The sequence below is a fragment of the Arthrobacter sp. Y3221114 genome, from assembly GCF_059092625.1.
The window spans coordinates 420,804-436,957 of sequence record NZ_JBNHHW010000003.1 but is presented as its reverse complement, the minus strand read 5'-3'; the positions used below and the strand labels follow the sequence as shown (position 1 = coordinate 436,957).

Below are 16,154 nucleotides of genomic sequence, written 5' to 3'. Positions count from 1 at the left end.
TTCTCGATACAGCGGCGGTCCACGCTTTAAAGCTTCAGACCGACCCTTATTGGCTTCCTGAAGGGACGACGCGTGCCTCTTGATGCTGGCCCCCGTTACCTAATGGAATGCGAAGGAGTGAGATGAGGTCTTCCCGTTGCCGTGGCCTGGAGCCGTCGAAAAAGATTGTCCCTCTGGCTCCTTCGCACCACGGAACGTAGGTTGACTTCCGGGGACCTCCCCCAACCATGGTCTACGCACCCTGCCCACGCACGGGTTCCTGCAAGGGGAACCATGACCCACGACTCGTCACGTCATCGTCTGGCCCAGCGTTTGCTGTGTGCGCAGTTACCAGAGCCGTTCGTAAGCCGTTTCGGGCCGTTTGATGATCACGGAGCATTCACGGCCAGCGGTTTTTATACAACGAGGCTACATGCGAAAGGGGGTAAATCCGCAAGGAATCGGATCCTGAGGATCATATGCGTGACTGTGAATTCTTATCTTAGGCAGTCGCTGATTTTTGTACGGATGAAAATACGTGGCGCGAGAGCGCAACTTGCAAGGAAGTGAGGTAGTGGACGCATGAGCGAAACCAAGTACAAGGGTGTGGTCGGGTACATCGGACTCGGGAATATGGGGGGCGGGATCGCAACTCACTTGGCCGAAGTCGGCGTCAACCTGGTGGTATTCGACCTGAAGCCCGAGGCAGTCGCTGCTGTCACGGCAAAGGGAGCGCGAAGCGCAAGTTCCTTGAGGGAACTTGCAGCCGCAGTTGACGTCATCATTGTCTGCGTCGATCCCGTGAAGCAAGTCACCCGAGTAGTGGACGAATTGTCTGAGTTCCTGCGTTCGGGTCAGACAGTCATCATTCAGTCATCGGTGCCTCCAGCCTGGGTTGGTGAGATGGCCGCGGTAATGGCGCCGAAGGGGGTGAAGTTGTACGACGCGCCGGTGAGCGGTAGCCTCGAGGACCGACGCAACGGAACGCTAGCAGTTCTCACGGGAGCGACCGTTGAAGAGGTGGGCAACGAGCGCGATCTTCTCGAGTCGATCGGTCGTCCGCTATACCTCGGTGCTCTCGGGGGCGGGGAAGCAGCAAAACTTGCCAATAACGCGATTATGATCGCGACGCGTCTAGCCGCTACTGAGTCGTTTGCGTTTGGACGAGCCTTTGGTGTGCCGGAAGAAGAGTTGGCGAAGGCCATTCAGATCAGCAGCGGCGGATCCTGGGTGGTGGACAACTGGGAATATTTCGACGAGCAGCTCAGTTCAGGCATCACCCTCCGAATGTCGCTAGAGCAGGCCGAAGAGATTCTTAAGACCGGCAGGGAAGCCGGCATGGAAATGCTGATGATGCAGGCCGCGTGTGATTTCGGCAAGGAAATCGATGAGTCGCGCTATGCTTACCTGACGAACCATGAACCACCGGCTTCTATTACCTGATTATTGATGCAGCGGCTGGCCAATCGTTGCTTAAATCGCGAATGATTGGCCGGCCTCGCATCAATCCCGCGGCCTTTGACGTGGTGATAAACCGGTGGGTCAGCCCTCGGACGGTGGTGGCAGGGCCAATGGCTGGAACAGGTCTGCGTGCCCGCAGTAGATGGCAAGAAGTCTCCGGCGCCTGGCAGGGCTGCTGCGGCCAAGGAATTGAGAGCCGGCTGCACTGGATCCGGAGACCGACTACGCCGAAGAGACATCACCAGAGCGCAGCAGCCACGCAGCCCACGTCAGGGCAAGCCCGCGCGATGTGGTCCTCAGCGTCCACTGCTTGGTCGGCAAAACCAAAATTACAGCCACCCTGCGCCTCTATGGACGCGAACCAAAACTCGCCGTAGGCCGCAGACCGTGAAAGGCCCTAACACTTGGCCGGGCCGCCGGTTTATTTGTGAATCCCGCTGGCTTCCGTAAAGACTCTGGGTTTACACACTCAGGGGTTACCGGATGCTTCTGGTGAAAAATGGTGTTCGTACTCTATCGGGCTCTGGTAGCCGATGGATGTGTACAGGCGCTGATGGTTGAACCAGTGCACCCATTTCGCGGTCGCGGTCTCCACTGCCTGCCGCGATGCCCGCGAACGCTTAATCGGTGACCGCCCTGTCAGGCCCGTCATCCACCCTGCAGGTCTTCCGATCGACACCCCCAATATCGGGGTGTTGCGACGTCTGGTTGAGTCTGGCCTGCGAGCCCACGCCGGAGTCTTGACCCAGGTGGTGAACTGAGTCTGGCCGGCGCCGGGTGAACCGAAGGCGGACGGGGGACTTGTGCGCGCAATAGGTGCACGGAGCAATCTTGATGCCGGCGTTTTCGGTCAGCAAACGGCAGATCGGCTCGACCCCGAAGCGGTGCTTATGGCGTCGATGTATTCAACGATTACTGCCGTGGGCGGCCGAGCTCGCTGGGAAAAAGCCGACGCGGTTTTCAGATTTCGTTGGCCCGCTTCAGCTCCGCGTTCTCTCGCCGCAGCCGACGCAGGTCAGCGGCCATATCGCTGGTCACCCCGGGATGGTCTCCCGAGTCGACCTCCGCCTTCCGCGACCAGGTCCGCAATGCGTCATCCGGTGTCAGCGCCGGTCGAAAAGTGAGCCGTTTCGCGGGGCGAAATCTGAGCCAGGTTGACGGGAGTTATTCTGCCGTATTTTCGGGTCTTGTCGAGGGCAGCGATTCGATTTGATGGTTCTTCAGCCGGTAGCTGGAGCCTTTGAGCGTGAGGACCTCGGTATGGTGAACGATGCGGTCGATCATCGCGGACTCGACGACCTGGTCCCCGAACACATCGCCCCAGCGCGCGAAGCTTAAATTTGATGTCAGGATCAGGGACACGTGTTCGTAGCGTGAGGACACCAGCTGGAAGAAGAGGTTGGCCGCGTCCTGCTCAAACGGGATATAGCCCACTTCATCAATGATGATCAGCCCGTAGCGCCGGAGTCGTACGAGTTCGGCCGGCAGGCGTCCGGCGTGGTGCGCTGCCTGCAGTCTGGTTACCCAGCCGGTGGCCGTGGCGAACAGCACTCGGTGGCCCAGCTGGGTGGCGCGCAGCCCGAGCGCGGTCGCCAGGTGGGTTTTTGCCGGTTCCGGGCGGGCCCAGCAGCACGATGTTGGAGGCTTCGGTCAGGAAAGCGCCGGTGGCCAGGCGGGCGAGCGTTTCCCGCTTCAGGGCGGGCTGGTGGTCGAAGTTGAAGTCCTCCAGCGATTTCCGTGCCGGGAACCCGGCGGCCCGGGCACGGGTCTCGGCGCCGGAGGCTTCGCGTGCGGCGACTTCCCGGGAGAGGACGGCGGCGAGATATTCCTCATGGGTCCAGCCGGCGTCCTTGGCCTGTTCGGCCAGCCGGAGGGCGGACTCCCTGATCCGTAGTGCTTTCATCGCCCGCGCGTAGTATTCGATGTCTCCTGCGGTTTCCCGGGCGCCGGTCATGAGAGGACCTGCCTCTGCTCGAAGGCAACCCCGAACGCCCGATCATAGTCCGCCAGGTCCCGCAGGGTGCCCAACCCGTCGGCTTCCGCGGGCAGCGGTGGCGGGTTCTGGAACGCGGTCCGCAGCGTCTTCGCCGCTGCCAGGTGGGCAGGATCGGTGATGGTCTGGCCCCGGTCCCAGGACCTGTGGTGGGTGCCTGCGTCCCGGCCGTCGAAACTGATCCGCACGGTTTCCAGGTCCGCGCTGACCTCAACGAACCGTCCGATCGCCCGCGGGTCCACGGAATAGTCGTTGGAGGCCACCGCACGTAGTAGTCCCGCGGCAGCCTCACCCGCGAGATGAACCCTGTTACCGGCGGCATCGGCGGCAGCGCCAGCATCGCGGCGCGGTCCGCGACGACCAGGTCCGCCGGACGGCAACCAGTGGCACGGACCAGCCGCCTGTTGGCCCTGGCCAGCCACGTGCCGAGCGGGGCGTTGATATCCTGCGGCGAAATGAACGTCCGCCCGGGCAGGAAGGAGGTTTCCAGATAGCCGTTGGCACGCTCCACGATGCCCTTGCTTTCCGGGTCGTTAGGTTTGAGCTGCACGATTCTGGTGGCCATGACGCCGGCGAACGCGGCGACCCCGGCCGCGTACCGAGTTGCGCGCCGATACCCGTTTCGTTGTCCCAGACCAACCGCCGCGGCACCGCACCCAGACCGTTCAGCAGCTCCCACATGCCGGCCAGCAGGTCCCCGGTCATGCGGCTGGGAATCATTCTGGCCATGATGAACCGCGAATGCGAGCACACCATGACCAGCACCGGGAACACCCGCGCGCTGCCGGCACCGCACGGAATCCTGGTTTCCGGAAAGACCAGATCGCACTGGATATGGTCCGCGGCTGCATAGCTGGCTGGTTCTGTCGGCCGGGTCCGCCGGCGCGTACTCCGGCCGGATCCTGTCCACGTTTTCCCTAAACCATGCCGGGGACCCGGACCAGCCGACCCGTTCGGCGATTACCGTTGCCGGCATCCGCGGATTCTCTTTCAGCAGATCCCGTATCCTCGGCTCCACGGAGCGGATGGCTGAGGTCTCCTGCGCCGCCCGCTGATACTTTGGCGGGCACCTCTGCCTTCACCGCCTTCGCGACCGTGTTTTTGGAAATTTCCAACCGACGGCTATCGGTCTCATCGACTGGCCCTCGGCCAGATGCAACCGCCGAATCAGCGCCCAATCCTCCACTGTGATCACCCATTCAATCGTTTGGAACAGGTGGCTCAGTTCTCAACCGTCACAATGGCTCACTTTTCGACCGTCATCGACAATCCGGAATCCCGACTTTCTTGGCCACGTGCCTGATCGTGGCCGCCTTGGACTCCTCCTGGTGCTCCGCGCGCGCCGCTCCATATACAAGCGCACTGCACGGTCCTTAAATTCCTGCTCGTACTTTATTCCGCTGGTCATGATTCATTCTCCGGTGAGGAAAGAGTCCCTTCCAGACCCAGTACGGTTCATCCCGACTCATCACACGGTGGTGACGCAATCCAAGCGAACCCACAAAAGGGAACTTGCGTGGCAGAAGACGCCAGCTACACCGAAGGGCATCCATCCGCTCGATGAAACTGGCCTCTGGTACGCCAGAAAGCACGGCTTGGTCTTCTCGATACAGCGGCGATCCACGCGCCAAAGCTTCAGACCGACCCTTAATGGATTCCGCCCCTCCTGAACGGAGGGACGGCGCGTGCCTCTTGGTGCCGGCCCCTAGATGCTCGCTGACATCCGGATCACCATATTGGAAGGCGGGTGCTTAGCGGGTTTCACTGCTGACTGCACTTTCCCTGCAACTAAACGGACTAGGAACAAGAGCCAACAGGTAGCTATCCCCGCCGGGCGTGCTGTGGTGTCAAACTGCAAGCGAGTCAAAAAGTTTGCGGGTTGCGGCAGATGGCCGTACCCCGATCTCCGCCAGCGCTTTCGTGCACATTCTGAGAGCCTCGATGAGACCGTCATGATCGTGAAACTCGTGAGCGATGCGCATCCGTAAACGCCAACCCGATTCGCGAAGCGGATCCTCTGCAAGGGCACGCCGCACGAGGCGGTCCGCGTCAAGGAGCCGATTTGCGGCGAGAAGGTGCTGACTCAGCGTGAGCAGTAAATCGGATGTCATTGCCTCAAAATGAGCGCGCCGCTGAAGCACCCATTCTGACTCGGCACCCTGTAGGTACACCCGTCCCTCAAAGAGGTCAATGGCGTAAGATAAGGCCTCTATTTGGTCATTGCCTCTAAGTCGCGTTGACTCGATGACCAATTGCTCGAACCGCCAGGAGTCAGTGGCGATGAAAACGGTGTCTGCGATTCCCACCCGATCCTCGTGTGTGACGAGGCCGTCCTCAGGAAGTACCGACCTCAGCCATCTTAGCGTCTGACGGAGGTACGTTCGTGTGGTCGCATCGTCATTCTCGAATAGGGCTGACAGCAACTGCGCCCGCGTCGTTGTTCGACGCGGCTGAGCGAGCAGATACGCGAGAACCTCAAAGGTCTTCGTGAGGCGAGGCTGCGTTCGTTCGCCGAATAGTTCGATCGAGGGAGTGCCGATATCGTGGAAGTGTACCTGCGGTTGAGGAGAATTGATCACTCGGTAGGTGGATTGAAGCGACAGGGGGCGTGTCAGGAAGTGCCATTCTGTGTCGACGGCCTTATCGGCGTCCAACCGGCGTGTGATCACTCCAGGGAAGTCGGCAAGGGCCTGCATCATGGGGTGATTGGTGCCGATTTTTTGAGCGATAATGAATGCGAAGTCGGCGGCCTCATCTGCTGCGTCGGGATCACCGCATCTCCACGCGGCCTCCGACAAGTAGATGGCGGCGGGCCCGAGTTCGAGCAAATGCTCGTTTCGGTGCATCCTGCTGACCACGGAGCGCAGTAAATCCCGCGCCTCGTGGTCATCACCCTGGAGCAGCATTGCAACGCCTAACCACAAGCCGGCGTATTCGTCCATAACCTCATACGTTGGAAAGTCATTTAGGCGCTTCAGCACCTCCCGGGCAGCGGTGGGGTCGTGCATCCCTCTGAGCAAGATTTTTGCCTCGACGACGAGGCTCTTAACCACGTGCAAGCTATCGTTCATTTGCTCGGCGAGTTCCCGCCCACGGAGTACATTTTCATGAGCCTCGTCGACCAGACCCGCGTCCAGGAGAACCTCGGGACCGATTTCAGTCAACAACTGCGTCTGCCCGATGGTCGAGTTGTATTGCCGGAAAGCATCGAGTGCGGCTTGTGTCCGCCCACGGACCCTCTCCGCGGCAATGCGAAAAGGACGCATCAATAAGTCGGTTACGCGAAAACCTGTCGACGGTGGCAACAGATGGAGGCGACCCAGATAGAAATCAGCTCCGAAAGTCAACACATCGAGTAGCCCGTTGACTCGAGGGGGCCGGGCTGCAGGCTTTCCCGGTCCTCCCAGGGACTCGCCGTAGAGCACCGCTTGAATCCCGGGCGTGACCGGCGAAGCGAGTATGACTTGATCAAATTTGTCGTGCTGCCTGCTTACGGAGTACGTCCAAGCGAGCAGTTCTGCGGCACGTTCGGACAGGCGCACGAATGCTGTGAGAGCGCCTGCATTGAGGATCGCGTCCGCGAGCCGGATCGCGTCGCCATGTTCTTCGCGCACAAATGCGATGAATAGCCGCGCAACCGAGAAGGCCGTCGGGTGGGCAGGATTTTCTGTCTGGCCGAACGAATGGAGCCAATCCTGGGCGAGATCTAGGTCGCCCCGCTCCAGCACGGTGAGGATGCATTCTTCGGCGGCAGCGCGCGCGGCAGCCGCGTTCCCCGCCTGCAGGTATTCCCGGACGGCCGGTTCGAGATCGTTCTCGGAGACGAGGAGGTCACCGTGGCTCTGGTGGGCCGCTCGTTGCTCAGCCAGCGGAAGAAGAGCGAACTGAGTGAGCGCATATTCTCGAAGCCGCGGATGGAGCCGGAATGAGGCACCATCCCGGGCCCAGGAGATGGGAAGGTGAAGCTCGCGCAGGGCCTCCATCGCCGAGGCCGCGTCATGACCCATGACTCGCGCGGCCCGCTCGAAGTTGATCTCAGGCAGGATCGCCGTCCTAATGAGGAAATCCCGGACGTCCTTTGGAAGTTCAGCCATTATCTTCCCGATCAACAGGCTGTGGAGACGATTGGCATCCACACCTTCCGCCGGGTCGCCGCCGAAGATAACACCTGCCATCCACCCGTCGACGAAACGTACCCTTTCGGCAACCCTGTCTGTCGGCTGATCGAGTCGGCGGAGGATTTCCGCTGCCTCATCCACCGTAACAGCCAACTGTTCGGCCCCCACGTGCCCGATACTGTGGGAGAGCGGCTGTTCCAACGCATTCGAGGGCATCGCTCGCCGTCCGATGACAACGAACGCTACGGAGGGATGCGCATAGCGGATCACCGAATCGAGCACAGACCAAGCCTCCGGCCCAGCCTCAAGCCGCTCCGCATTATCGACCACGACGACCGCGTCCGGCGGTAGCGCCTCCGCGAGTAGACCGGCAGCCTCCGGCGCGGGAATCTGTGCGAGAAGTGCATCCGCAACAACAGAGGCGCCGCCCGTAACCCGGCTGATTGCGGCCTCCAAATATGTCAAAAGCCTCCCGGGAGCAGAATCCGACCGATCGAGACTGAGCCAGATGACCGGGCGCCCCAACCCTGTCGTTGCGGCCACGACAGCCACCGTCTTGCCCGACCCCGCCGACGCCAGCACTAACGTTAGACGATGCTCGTCAATCGAGTCCTGCAGAAGGCGGTCAACGCGCTCTCGTGCGACCACCTCCTTTGGAAGATCAGGTGGCTGCACTTTTGCCCGAATGATCGCCATGTTCCTCCTGTCATCCTCGACTTGAGCCTCGGCCCTTCCTGGGGTGGGACCTCTCCTATGCTCTCCACCAGGTGTGATTTTAGCGTGATCCAGATCACCGCAGGAAAGGCGGCACCTTTCCTTCGTGGATCCCGGCCGCACCGTCTCTGGACGGACTGAGTGCAGAATATCCCTTGGAATGATTGCGGGCCGGTGAGGCGAGGGGGCGGTGCAAGTGCTACCAGGGGCGAAAGAGCGTCCGATAGGACGCTCACGATCCAATCACGTGTCCGGAAGAAGATCATTCCAGCGTTCCACCCGGCACGCGTAATCCCCCCACCCGGTCACCGTGCGTGGCCGGGCAAGCGACGGGGCGACAGCGGTGTCCGAGCACTAAGCCCCGCGAAAGGAAGAGACATGACGCAGGAACTCCTGACCCGGCCCAAAGTAAGCGCGTTCGGCGACGACCCGATGACCGTGCGCAACACGTTCGCGCAGTTCCCCTCCGGCGTGGCCGTGCTGGCGATCGAAATCGACAATGAGAAGCACGCGCTCGTCGCATCATCGTTCATGGTCGGAGTGTCGCTGGAACCATGCCTTGTCGCGGTCGCGGTGCAGAAGTCGTCCGAGACTTGGGAGCTAATTAAGGATGCCGGCTCGCTCGGCGTATCAATTTTTGGCAAGGGCCAGAGCGGCCTGACCCGCAAGCTTGCAGGCAAGGACCGCGCCGCGCGGTTCGAGCAAGTCGCGGTCGAGGTCGGCGACGAGGGCGCCGTGTTCATCGAAGACGCGGCGCTGTGGCTCGAATGCTCGGTGCACGAGGTTTCCGAGGCAGGGGATCACTGGATGGCTTTGCTGGAGGTGGAGAAGCTCGGCGTCGGCGAAAACGAGCCGCTCATCTGGCACGGCGCGAAGTTCCGCGAGCTCGCCCCTGCGCAGCCAGTGGTCGCCAAATAACAGGGATGGGTTACAGCCAAGAGGTCCCCACAACTCAAGGCTTTGTCAGGACAGAAAAATGAGTACAAGCGATGCATTTCCTGCTCTCGGGCCTTGTCCCGGCGTCGCGGACATTCCCGCTGGACACACCGTCATTGCCGCCGTCATCGAGTGGCGGGGCAGGATTGCCCTGTTCAAACGGAGCCGCAGCCTTGGCCACGACAGCGGCCTGTGGCACTGCATCACCGGATTCGTCGAGTCCGGGGTTACGCCTGAACAGCAGGATTTCGAAGAACTGTTTGAAGAAACTGGGCTGCAGGCTAAAGACCTCTTGGACCTCCGGCAAGGATCGGACGTGGTAGTCGCCGACAGCGCGGGAACTCCCTGGCTCGTCCACACTTCCACTGCTCTGACATCCCGTTGACTACTCTGACATCCCGCCGGCGGCTGCGCCTCAACTGGGAACACGACTGCTACCGGTGGGCCGCCCCGAACAAGGCCCAGCGCTTTACCAACCGGGTCACTTGGTTAAGCAGAGTGCTCGACGCAACCGGCCACTGCCCGGCTACCCTTCCGGCAACTGAACCACGAGCCAGATGAATTGAGTAAGAAATGAACGATTCGACCCAAGCCAGCCTCCCTTTCAGCACCGGGTGGTTGGCTCCGGCCGCAGGTGGCCTCGCTCCAACCAGCGGCGCCTTCCTGGCTGAGGGCAGCGTTGAGCATGGCGATGTCCACGGGTGCAAGCTGGGTTACCCCACAGCTAACAGCACCGTGCGGGAGTGCGAGATCCGCGATGGTGTCTGGGCGGGAATGGTCCGTCTCGGGCCGAGAGGGCAGGGCAGGACCTATGCCGCAGCTGTCTCGGTCGGGAGCCGCCCGACGTATTACTGCAAAGGAACCCGGGTGTTGGAAGCCCACCTTTTGGACTACCACGGGGACCTGTACGATCACACCGTTGTGGTGAGCCTGGACGCTCACCTGCGCCCCCAGCGACGATTCCGCGAAACCGAGGCACTCGCAGCCCAGATCCGCCATGACGTGGCATGCGTGCGCTCCTGGACAGCCGGCGCCGGGGAGGAATCTGGGTTGCACGATCAAGGCGGGAGATCGGCGGTGCACCAGGGAGCCGTCGGCCCCTGGCCTCACCCATTACTACCCGCCAACTAGGAGTCTAATTATGAAGGTGACAATCGTCGTTGGAAACCCCAAGCCCGCTTCTCGCACGCGGATGGTCGCGGAGGTGCTCGTCCAGAAGCTCCTAAATCCCGGCTCATTCACGGTCGATGTCATAGATCTTGCCGATCACGCCAGCGAGATTTTCACTTGGCCGTCGGAAACGATGGCCACGCTGGGTGCGACCGTCGCCGAGAGCGATCTTGTGATCTTCGCATCCCCGACTTATAAGGCCACCTATACAGGGCTCCTGAAGGCCTTCTTGGACCGTTACCCGGCGAACGCACTGGCGGGAGTCACCGCGATCCCAGTCCAAACCGGCGCCGACTTTGCTCACGCGATGGGCCCTACATTCACCTTGTCCCCGCTTCTTGCGGAGTTGGGCGCGACCGTTCCAGGTCGCGGGTTTTATCTGGCACTCAGCCAGCTAGATCAGCTCGACGACGCTGTGGAGACTGCAGCTTCCGAGTACGCGGCCAACCTCAGGCGCGTCGCGAACGTTGCCGGCGCTGTGACCGCCTTCGCGTCCCCCGCCGGCCAGCTAGACAACGCTGTGAGGCACCGCTAAGAACAGGTGATTTGTTCCGTTCGGGGTGACACGCTCTCGTATGCGCACGCTGACCCCTCTATCGAGCGCTTTTCCTTCGAAGAACCGCGTGCGCTGACTTGACGTGGATGTTGTGGCAGCTTTGGCGGTTTGGCCGTTGTCGCCAGCGGTAGCCAAGGAAAGAAGTGCCCGACCTAGGGCCAAGTTATTAGGACAGGATAATGAGCACGACCAATCCATCTCCTAGCGTCAGGTTTCCCTCGGATGCTGAGATAACACCGGATCACGTTGTCATCGCTGCGGTGATCGAGTGGCGGGGCAGGATTGCCCTGTTAAGAAGGAGCCGCAGCCTTGGCCACGACAGCGGTCGTTGGCACTGCGTTACCGGATTTGTGGAGGCCGGGGCAACGCCTGAACAGCAGGCTTTTGAAGAGCTGTTTGAAGAAACGGGCCTGCAGGCCAAAGACCTCCTGGACCTGCGTCAGGGACCGGACCTGGTGGTCCCTGACGGGTCCGGAACCCCATGGCTTGTGCACACGTTCACTGCCCGCACCTCCAGACGGCGGTTGAAAATCGACCGGGAACACGATTCTTACCGGTGGACCGCCCCGCACAAGGCGAAGCGCTTTGCCAACCGGGTCAGCTGGCTGGACAACGTACTCGAGGCAACCGGTCACAGCCCCGCAACCCTCCCGGCACGCCAACCCTAGGCCGAACCATAACCCCAACCTGCAAGATCAGTGAGTGAGCCAATGAAAGACATGACCAAAGCCGACGTCCGAAAAAGCAGTGTCGTCCGACTAGAGGGCGAAGTTGAGCATGGTGATGCCCGCGGGCGCCAGCTCGGTTACCCCACGGCCAACATCTCTGTGCCTGAAGGGGAAATCCGGGACGGTGTCTGGGCCGGCACCGTGCGCCTGGGGTCGGAAGGGGACGCCCAAACGTACCCTGCCGCTGTCTCTGTAGGGCGCCGCCCGACCTACTACCGCAAAGGGACCCGGCTGCTGGAAGCCCACCTTTTGGAGTACACCGGGGACCTCTACGGGCGCATCGTTCAAGTGACACTGCACAAATACATCCGTCCTCAACGACGATTCAGTGGAACCGGTGAACTCACAGCCCAAATCAGGGATGACGTAGCCCGTGTGCGTTCCTGTGCCGACATCGACCAGAAACTTTGGACGTGAGAAATCCAGCCCGGGAAACCGCGGGCGCCGCAGGGAGTAATAGGTCCCTAGCTACATCCAATACCACACAGCGGTGGCGGGTGCCGGCACTCAACCAGGCAGCGCCCCGCAAGCACGTCGAATGGAGCCTGCTGGTCAACGTTCTGGTGGAAATTCGGCACAACGAGCGTGTCATCAGAACCGGCTTCGTCGAAGACGCCATGCCCGACTCCTCGGCACTTTGGATTACCGCGGACGCCAACGGCCCGCGCCAAATGTTTGAAGCATCGCAGGGTCATCAGGTGTGGATCACGCCCCAGGAACTGGCCGGCGACCTCCGCTACCGTATGGCTGCGAACCAGATCTTCAAGGCCATGTCCGGGCGGAACGCCTAAGTGTCTTCACCTCACCCAACGCCTGTTCCCAAACGCCGATCACCGTGAATATGTTTGGTCTGTGGTACCGGGCGAGGGAGCTTGGGAAGGAGAGAATCGTCCAAGGCGGGTCCTCTGGATCTGCCAATTCGATCACCGCGGGACTGAATTCGACCTAGTCTCGCAGCTGGTGGAGTTCATCATTGATTCAGGATTCCCGACGCGAGTTAAGCGCTCAGCCCGTTGCTGGCGTGGCAGGTGACGCACGGCATTCTGAAACTGCTGGCCAAGTCGACGGGACGTTCTTTGACCATGCGCCCGACTGATACTGTCGTCGAACCCCGGACGGGCAGGTGCCAAAGCCAGTACCTCCTACGCGTACAACGCCGCCAGCCTGCACGGTCCAACACCGCGGTCTTGGCCTCGAACATGACCCCTCAGCATAAGAGAAAGAAAATCCCGGGCGACAGCAAGCCGGTTCGGCCCTCGGCTGCAGTGGCTGAATTCCTGGCCATCGGTGCCGGTCCCAGGAACTCGCGGCTCACGACTGCCACGGCCGCAACACAGAAGATCAACCAAAGGTGGCCAAGGCAGTCACATCGGCCAAGACCAATGGCACCCATGAGGTCGACCGAGCACTGGGATTCGCAGCGGTCCATCACGGCTTCGAGCACTGGCCTCCCTGCTTAAAGCTGCAGGTCACCGCCTAATGGCACCGCCTGATTGATCGGTCTACTGGAGTCCCACCGTCACTTGCTTTGTTCTGTTCTGTCATCGAGCAGTCCTGATGTTGGGCTTCTGAAAGGGCATCCGAGGACGCCGCACTTCGGGTCGAGGGGCTGACGTTTGACGATCACGGCCGATTCACGGCGGCATGTGATTCTCACCACTTAGAAATGAACTCGAAGGCCCGGCCGCTCGAAGCATTGCTGGCTCAGATGTGCGAGAGGGCATTAGGAGTTTATTTCCGGAAGCGATTGGCGACGTCGCAGCATGAATCACGGTCAATGAAACACAGTGCGAAAGCACGGAAGTATAAGCGAAAGGAGTAGCGGAGGCATGGGCGAAACCAATTACAAGGGTGTGGTCGGGTACATCGGACTCGGGAATATGGGGGGCGGGATCGCAACTCGGCTGGCCGAGGTCGGCGTCAACCTGGTGGTATTCGACCTGAAGCCCGAGGCAGTCGCGGCTGTCGTGGCAAAGGGAGCACAGAGTGCAAGTTCCTTGAGGGAACTCGCAGCAGCGGTTGACGTCATCATAGTCTGCGTTGATCCGGAGAAGCAGGTCGTCCGAGTGGTTGACGAACTCTCCGAGTTCCTCCGCGCGGGTCAGACTGTCATCATCCAGTCATCCGTACCTCCCGCTTGGGTTGGTGACATGGCGGAGAAAGCGGCAGCCAAGGGTGTGAAGCTTTACGACGCTCCTGTCAGTGGCAGCCACGAAGATCGCCGCAACGGTACGCTGGCTGTTCTTACCGGAGCCACGGTTGAAAAGGTGGGAGATGAGAGGTACATCCTCGAGTCGATTGGCCGTCCGCTCTACCTTGACGCTCTCGGGGGAGGAGAAGTAGCCAAACTCGCCAACAACGCGGTGATGAGGGTGACGAGTCTGGCTACGAGCGAGTCGATGGAATTTGGGCGAGCCTTCGGCGTGTCCGAAGAGAACCTAGCTAAGGCAATTCGGATCAGCAGCGGCAACTCGTGGGTACTGGAGAACTGGGAGTATTTCGACGAACAGCTCAGCTCTGGATTCACGCTCAGTATGTCAAGCAAGCAGTCGGAAGTGATTCTTGAGACGGCCGAAGATATTGGCGTAGACATGCTGATGACTGAGGCAGCCCGGGAATACACCAAGCGAATCGAGGAATCACGCTATTCGTTCCTGACGGGCCAGGAACCGCCGGCTTCTGCCGACTGAACTATGGTGCAGCCGCTGGCTGATAGCGGGCGGGACCGAGCCGGTCGGTCGGCCTCTCTACCCCTCGCCGCAATGCGCACTAGCCGCCTATGAAGGCAGCTACCTGCGAAACCGCTGCGATTTCCCGACGATCAACGATGTGAGGCGCGCACTTTCGTCGCGCAAGCATCTATAACGAAAGAAGCCAACTATGAGTGGTACCGATGAGAACAAGGACGTTCCGCAGGTCGGGTCGTCCGTACAGGCGGAATCCTTGGGACAAACAACACATGTCATGGCCAAACTAAACCGAACGCTCGCAGTCATGCTCACCATGGTGTTTTGCGTCATCATGGCGACTGATGTGCAGGGCGTTGCGCTCAGCCCTCTCATAACGATAATTGGTCAGGAAATGAACCTCACGGCGGGGCAAGTCGGGTGGATCATCACGGGCTACACCCTGGTCGGCGCATCATTTTCCGGCCTTCTCTCCAGACTTGGAGACTCCGTCGGCCCCAAGCGGGTGCTCTATCCGATCCTTGTAGCTGCGACGACAGGATCAGTGCTCAGCGCAGTCGCCACCAATCTGGAATTCCTGGTTATCGGAAGGTGCCTGATGGGGCTGGTAGCCCCTGCGGTTCCTCTCATGTGGGGGCTCGTCAGGCCACATGCAAACGCGCGTCAAAATCAAGTGATGTCCTTTGGCTTGGGTACAGCGGCCGCTGTCGGAATACCTCTGTCGCTGATGCTGGGCGGCCTGTTCGTGAGCGTCGGCGTCCCGTGGCAGACACTCTTCTGGCTTACCGCAGCCTTCCTCGTTGCGGCCCTGGTCTTGTTGATGGCCACGCCCAAGTCTTCGGCGACTGAACGTGTCCGCGTCCCGTTGGACGTCGTCGGCGGACTCGGGCTGGGGGTTTGGCTGACCTTCCTGCTGCTCGCACTCAGCTACGGGCCGACCGACGGATGGGGCTCGCCCAACGTGCTCATTTTCGCCGTCGTTGGTGTAGTGGTTCTCGCGGCCTGGATAGTGCAGCAGGTCAAGACCCCCTACCGCCTTATGGCCTTTCGACGAGATGATATACGTCAAATGCTGTCGGGCTACACAGCTGTTTGGTCCGGTGGGATGCTGGCTCCGACTTTGATGTTCGTCTTCCTTCCCGCACTCCTGCAGACACCCAGCGAAACAGGCTATGGGTTTGGACTTTCCTTGCTCGAATCGGCCGTTCCAATGCTCGCGCTTATTCCCATTTCGTTGGTTCTGCAGTTCATCCTCGTTCCGCTCATCGCTAGATTCGGGCCCAGAGTTATGCTTGTGACGGCCGGCGGACTCAGTGCGCTTGGGTTCTTCGGTTTGGCTGCCGCTGCAGACACCTTTCTGCTCATCTGCATCTGGTTCTTTATCTATGCTTGCGGCGCGATGATTATGCTGATGACGGGCCATTCCATGACGACCGCATCGGGTAGACAAGACAATATCTCGGTAACCATGGGTCTTCAGTACGCGGGCGGAAACATCGTGATGTCAGTGGGGGTCGCCGTGGCCCTTGCATCCTTCGTACCAAACGCGCAGGGGATCCTTCCCGAGAGCGTATTCACCGGCGGGTTCATCGGTACAGGCGTGGTGGTCTTGGGGTTTGCCGCCATGTGGCTCTTCCTTGTACCTGGGAGATTTATCGACAAGCACGCGGCAACCGCCAGCGACAAGCACACCATTACGGCGGCGGTTTCCGGCTGAGCGTCCGAGAAACAAGCTGGCCGCGGTCTTGTGCCGAATTCTTCAGAGATTCAAGCATCTGGGCTGTGCCCAATATCTAGCGGGCAGCGGGCCGT

At 60.7% G+C, this 16,154-nt stretch carries 12 protein-coding genes and 3 pseudogenes; 10 read left to right on the top strand and 5 right to left on the bottom strand.

Translation table 11 applies throughout. The annotated features are described in order from the left end of the window. Positions 1–561 precede the first annotated feature (561 nt). The gene (locus tag AC5RV3_RS08905) at positions 562–1,422 is read left to right on the top strand and encodes an NAD(P)-dependent oxidoreductase (RefSeq protein WP_494121807.1); all 861 of its coding nucleotides are present in this window, start codon (positions 562–564) and stop codon (positions 1,420–1,422) included. A 487-nt stretch (positions 1,423–1,909) separates the two neighbouring features. Here the strand turns inward: AC5RV3_RS08905 and AC5RV3_RS08900 are convergent, their stop codons facing one another. From AC5RV3_RS08900 to AC5RV3_RS08880, 5 genes and pseudogenes are all read right to left on the bottom strand, one after another. Next, positions 1,910–2,092 (bottom strand): IS3 family transposase, encoded by a 183-nt coding sequence (locus tag AC5RV3_RS08900; protein WP_494121806.1) that lies wholly within the window; start codon positions 2,090–2,092, stop codon positions 1,910–1,912. 148 nt (positions 2,093–2,240) lie between these two features. After that, a pseudogene (locus tag AC5RV3_RS08895) lies at positions 2,241–2,454 on the bottom strand (IS3 family transposase); the annotation flags it as partial. A gap of 150 nt (positions 2,455–2,604) precedes the next feature. Beyond that, a pseudogene (gene istB / locus AC5RV3_RS08890) lies at positions 2,605–3,394 on the bottom strand (IS21-like element helper ATPase IstB). Continuing rightward, positions 3,391–4,628 (bottom strand): annotated as a pseudogene (gene istA / locus AC5RV3_RS08885) (IS21 family transposase). The pseudogenes istB and istA overlap by 4 nt, the downstream one beginning before the upstream one ends. A 652-nt stretch (positions 4,629–5,280) precedes the next feature. After that, a complete protein-coding gene (locus AC5RV3_RS08880; protein ID WP_494121805.1) occupies positions 5,281–8,247 on the bottom strand; it encodes an AfsR/SARP family transcriptional regulator in 2,967 nt (988 codons plus the stop codon). A gap of 396 nt (positions 8,248–8,643) precedes the next feature. Between AC5RV3_RS08880 and AC5RV3_RS08875 the strand changes: the two genes are divergently transcribed. The 9 genes from AC5RV3_RS08875 to AC5RV3_RS08835 all read left to right on the top strand — a co-directional run bounded on the left by AC5RV3_RS08875 (position 8,644) and on the right by AC5RV3_RS08835 (position 16,059). Then, the gene (locus AC5RV3_RS08875; RefSeq protein ID WP_494121804.1) at positions 8,644–9,183 is read left to right on the top strand and encodes a flavin reductase family protein; all 540 of its coding nucleotides are present in this window, start codon (positions 8,644–8,646) and stop codon (positions 9,181–9,183) included. 58 nt (positions 9,184–9,241) lie between these two features. Then, positions 9,242–9,586: an NUDIX domain-containing protein gene (locus tag AC5RV3_RS08870; protein WP_494121803.1), complete on the top strand. Its 345-nt coding sequence runs from the start codon at positions 9,242–9,244 to the stop codon at positions 9,584–9,586. 188 nt (positions 9,587–9,774) lie between these two features. Further along, the gene (locus AC5RV3_RS08865; RefSeq protein WP_494121802.1) at positions 9,775–10,332 is read left to right on the top strand and encodes a riboflavin kinase; all 558 of its coding nucleotides are present in this window, start codon (positions 9,775–9,777) and stop codon (positions 10,330–10,332) included. Positions 10,333–10,342: 10 nt separating this feature from the next. Continuing rightward, entirely contained in the window at positions 10,343–10,906 is a 564-nt protein-coding gene (locus tag AC5RV3_RS08860) for an NADPH-dependent FMN reductase (protein WP_494121801.1), read from the top strand. A gap of 200 nt (positions 10,907–11,106) precedes the next feature. Continuing rightward, positions 11,107–11,595 carry an NUDIX domain-containing protein gene (locus tag AC5RV3_RS08855; protein WP_494121800.1) on the top strand — a complete coding sequence of 163 codons (489 nt, stop codon included), beginning with the start codon at positions 11,107–11,109 and terminating at the stop codon, positions 11,593–11,595. Positions 11,596–11,637: 42 nt separating this feature from the next. Further along, complete coding sequence (locus AC5RV3_RS08850; RefSeq protein ID WP_494121799.1) at positions 11,638–12,072, top strand: riboflavin kinase; 435 nt, start codon at positions 11,638–11,640, stop codon at positions 12,070–12,072. A gap of 80 nt (positions 12,073–12,152) precedes the next feature. After that, positions 12,153–12,446 (top strand): hypothetical protein, encoded by a 294-nt coding sequence (locus AC5RV3_RS08845; RefSeq protein ID WP_494121798.1) that lies wholly within the window; start codon positions 12,153–12,155, stop codon positions 12,444–12,446. A 1,038-nt stretch (positions 12,447–13,484) separates the two neighbouring features. Beyond that, positions 13,485–14,345 (top strand): NAD(P)-dependent oxidoreductase, encoded by an 861-nt coding sequence (locus AC5RV3_RS08840; RefSeq protein ID WP_494121797.1) that lies wholly within the window; start codon positions 13,485–13,487, stop codon positions 14,343–14,345. Positions 14,346–14,535: 190 nt separating this feature from the next. Next, positions 14,536–16,059: an MFS transporter gene (locus AC5RV3_RS08835; RefSeq protein ID WP_494121796.1), complete on the top strand. Its 1,524-nt coding sequence runs from the start codon at positions 14,536–14,538 to the stop codon at positions 16,057–16,059. Positions 16,060–16,154 lie beyond the last annotated feature (95 nt).

Coding starts and splice junctions, on each gene's coding strand:
- AC5RV3_RS08905 (WP_494121807.1), top strand. CDS start 562: ATGAGCGAAACCAAGTACAAGGGTGTGGTCGGGTACATCGGACTCGGG.
- AC5RV3_RS08900 (WP_494121806.1), bottom strand. CDS start 2,092: ATGACGGGCCTGACAGGGCGGTCACCGATTAAGCGTTCGCGGGCATCG.
- AC5RV3_RS08880 (WP_494121805.1), bottom strand. CDS start 8,247: ATGGCGATCATTCGGGCAAAAGTGCAGCCACCTGATCTTCCAAAGGAG.
- AC5RV3_RS08875 (WP_494121804.1), top strand. CDS start 8,644: ATGACGCAGGAACTCCTGACCCGGCCCAAAGTAAGCGCGTTCGGCGAC.
- AC5RV3_RS08870 (WP_494121803.1), top strand. CDS start 9,242: ATGAGTACAAGCGATGCATTTCCTGCTCTCGGGCCTTGTCCCGGCGTC.
- AC5RV3_RS08865 (WP_494121802.1), top strand. CDS start 9,775: ATGAACGATTCGACCCAAGCCAGCCTCCCTTTCAGCACCGGGTGGTTG.
- AC5RV3_RS08860 (WP_494121801.1), top strand. CDS start 10,343: ATGAAGGTGACAATCGTCGTTGGAAACCCCAAGCCCGCTTCTCGCACG.
- AC5RV3_RS08855 (WP_494121800.1), top strand. CDS start 11,107: ATGAGCACGACCAATCCATCTCCTAGCGTCAGGTTTCCCTCGGATGCT.
- AC5RV3_RS08850 (WP_494121799.1), top strand. CDS start 11,638: ATGAAAGACATGACCAAAGCCGACGTCCGAAAAAGCAGTGTCGTCCGA.
- AC5RV3_RS08840 (WP_494121797.1), top strand. CDS start 13,485: ATGGGCGAAACCAATTACAAGGGTGTGGTCGGGTACATCGGACTCGGG.
- AC5RV3_RS08835 (WP_494121796.1), top strand. CDS start 14,536: ATGAGTGGTACCGATGAGAACAAGGACGTTCCGCAGGTCGGGTCGTCC.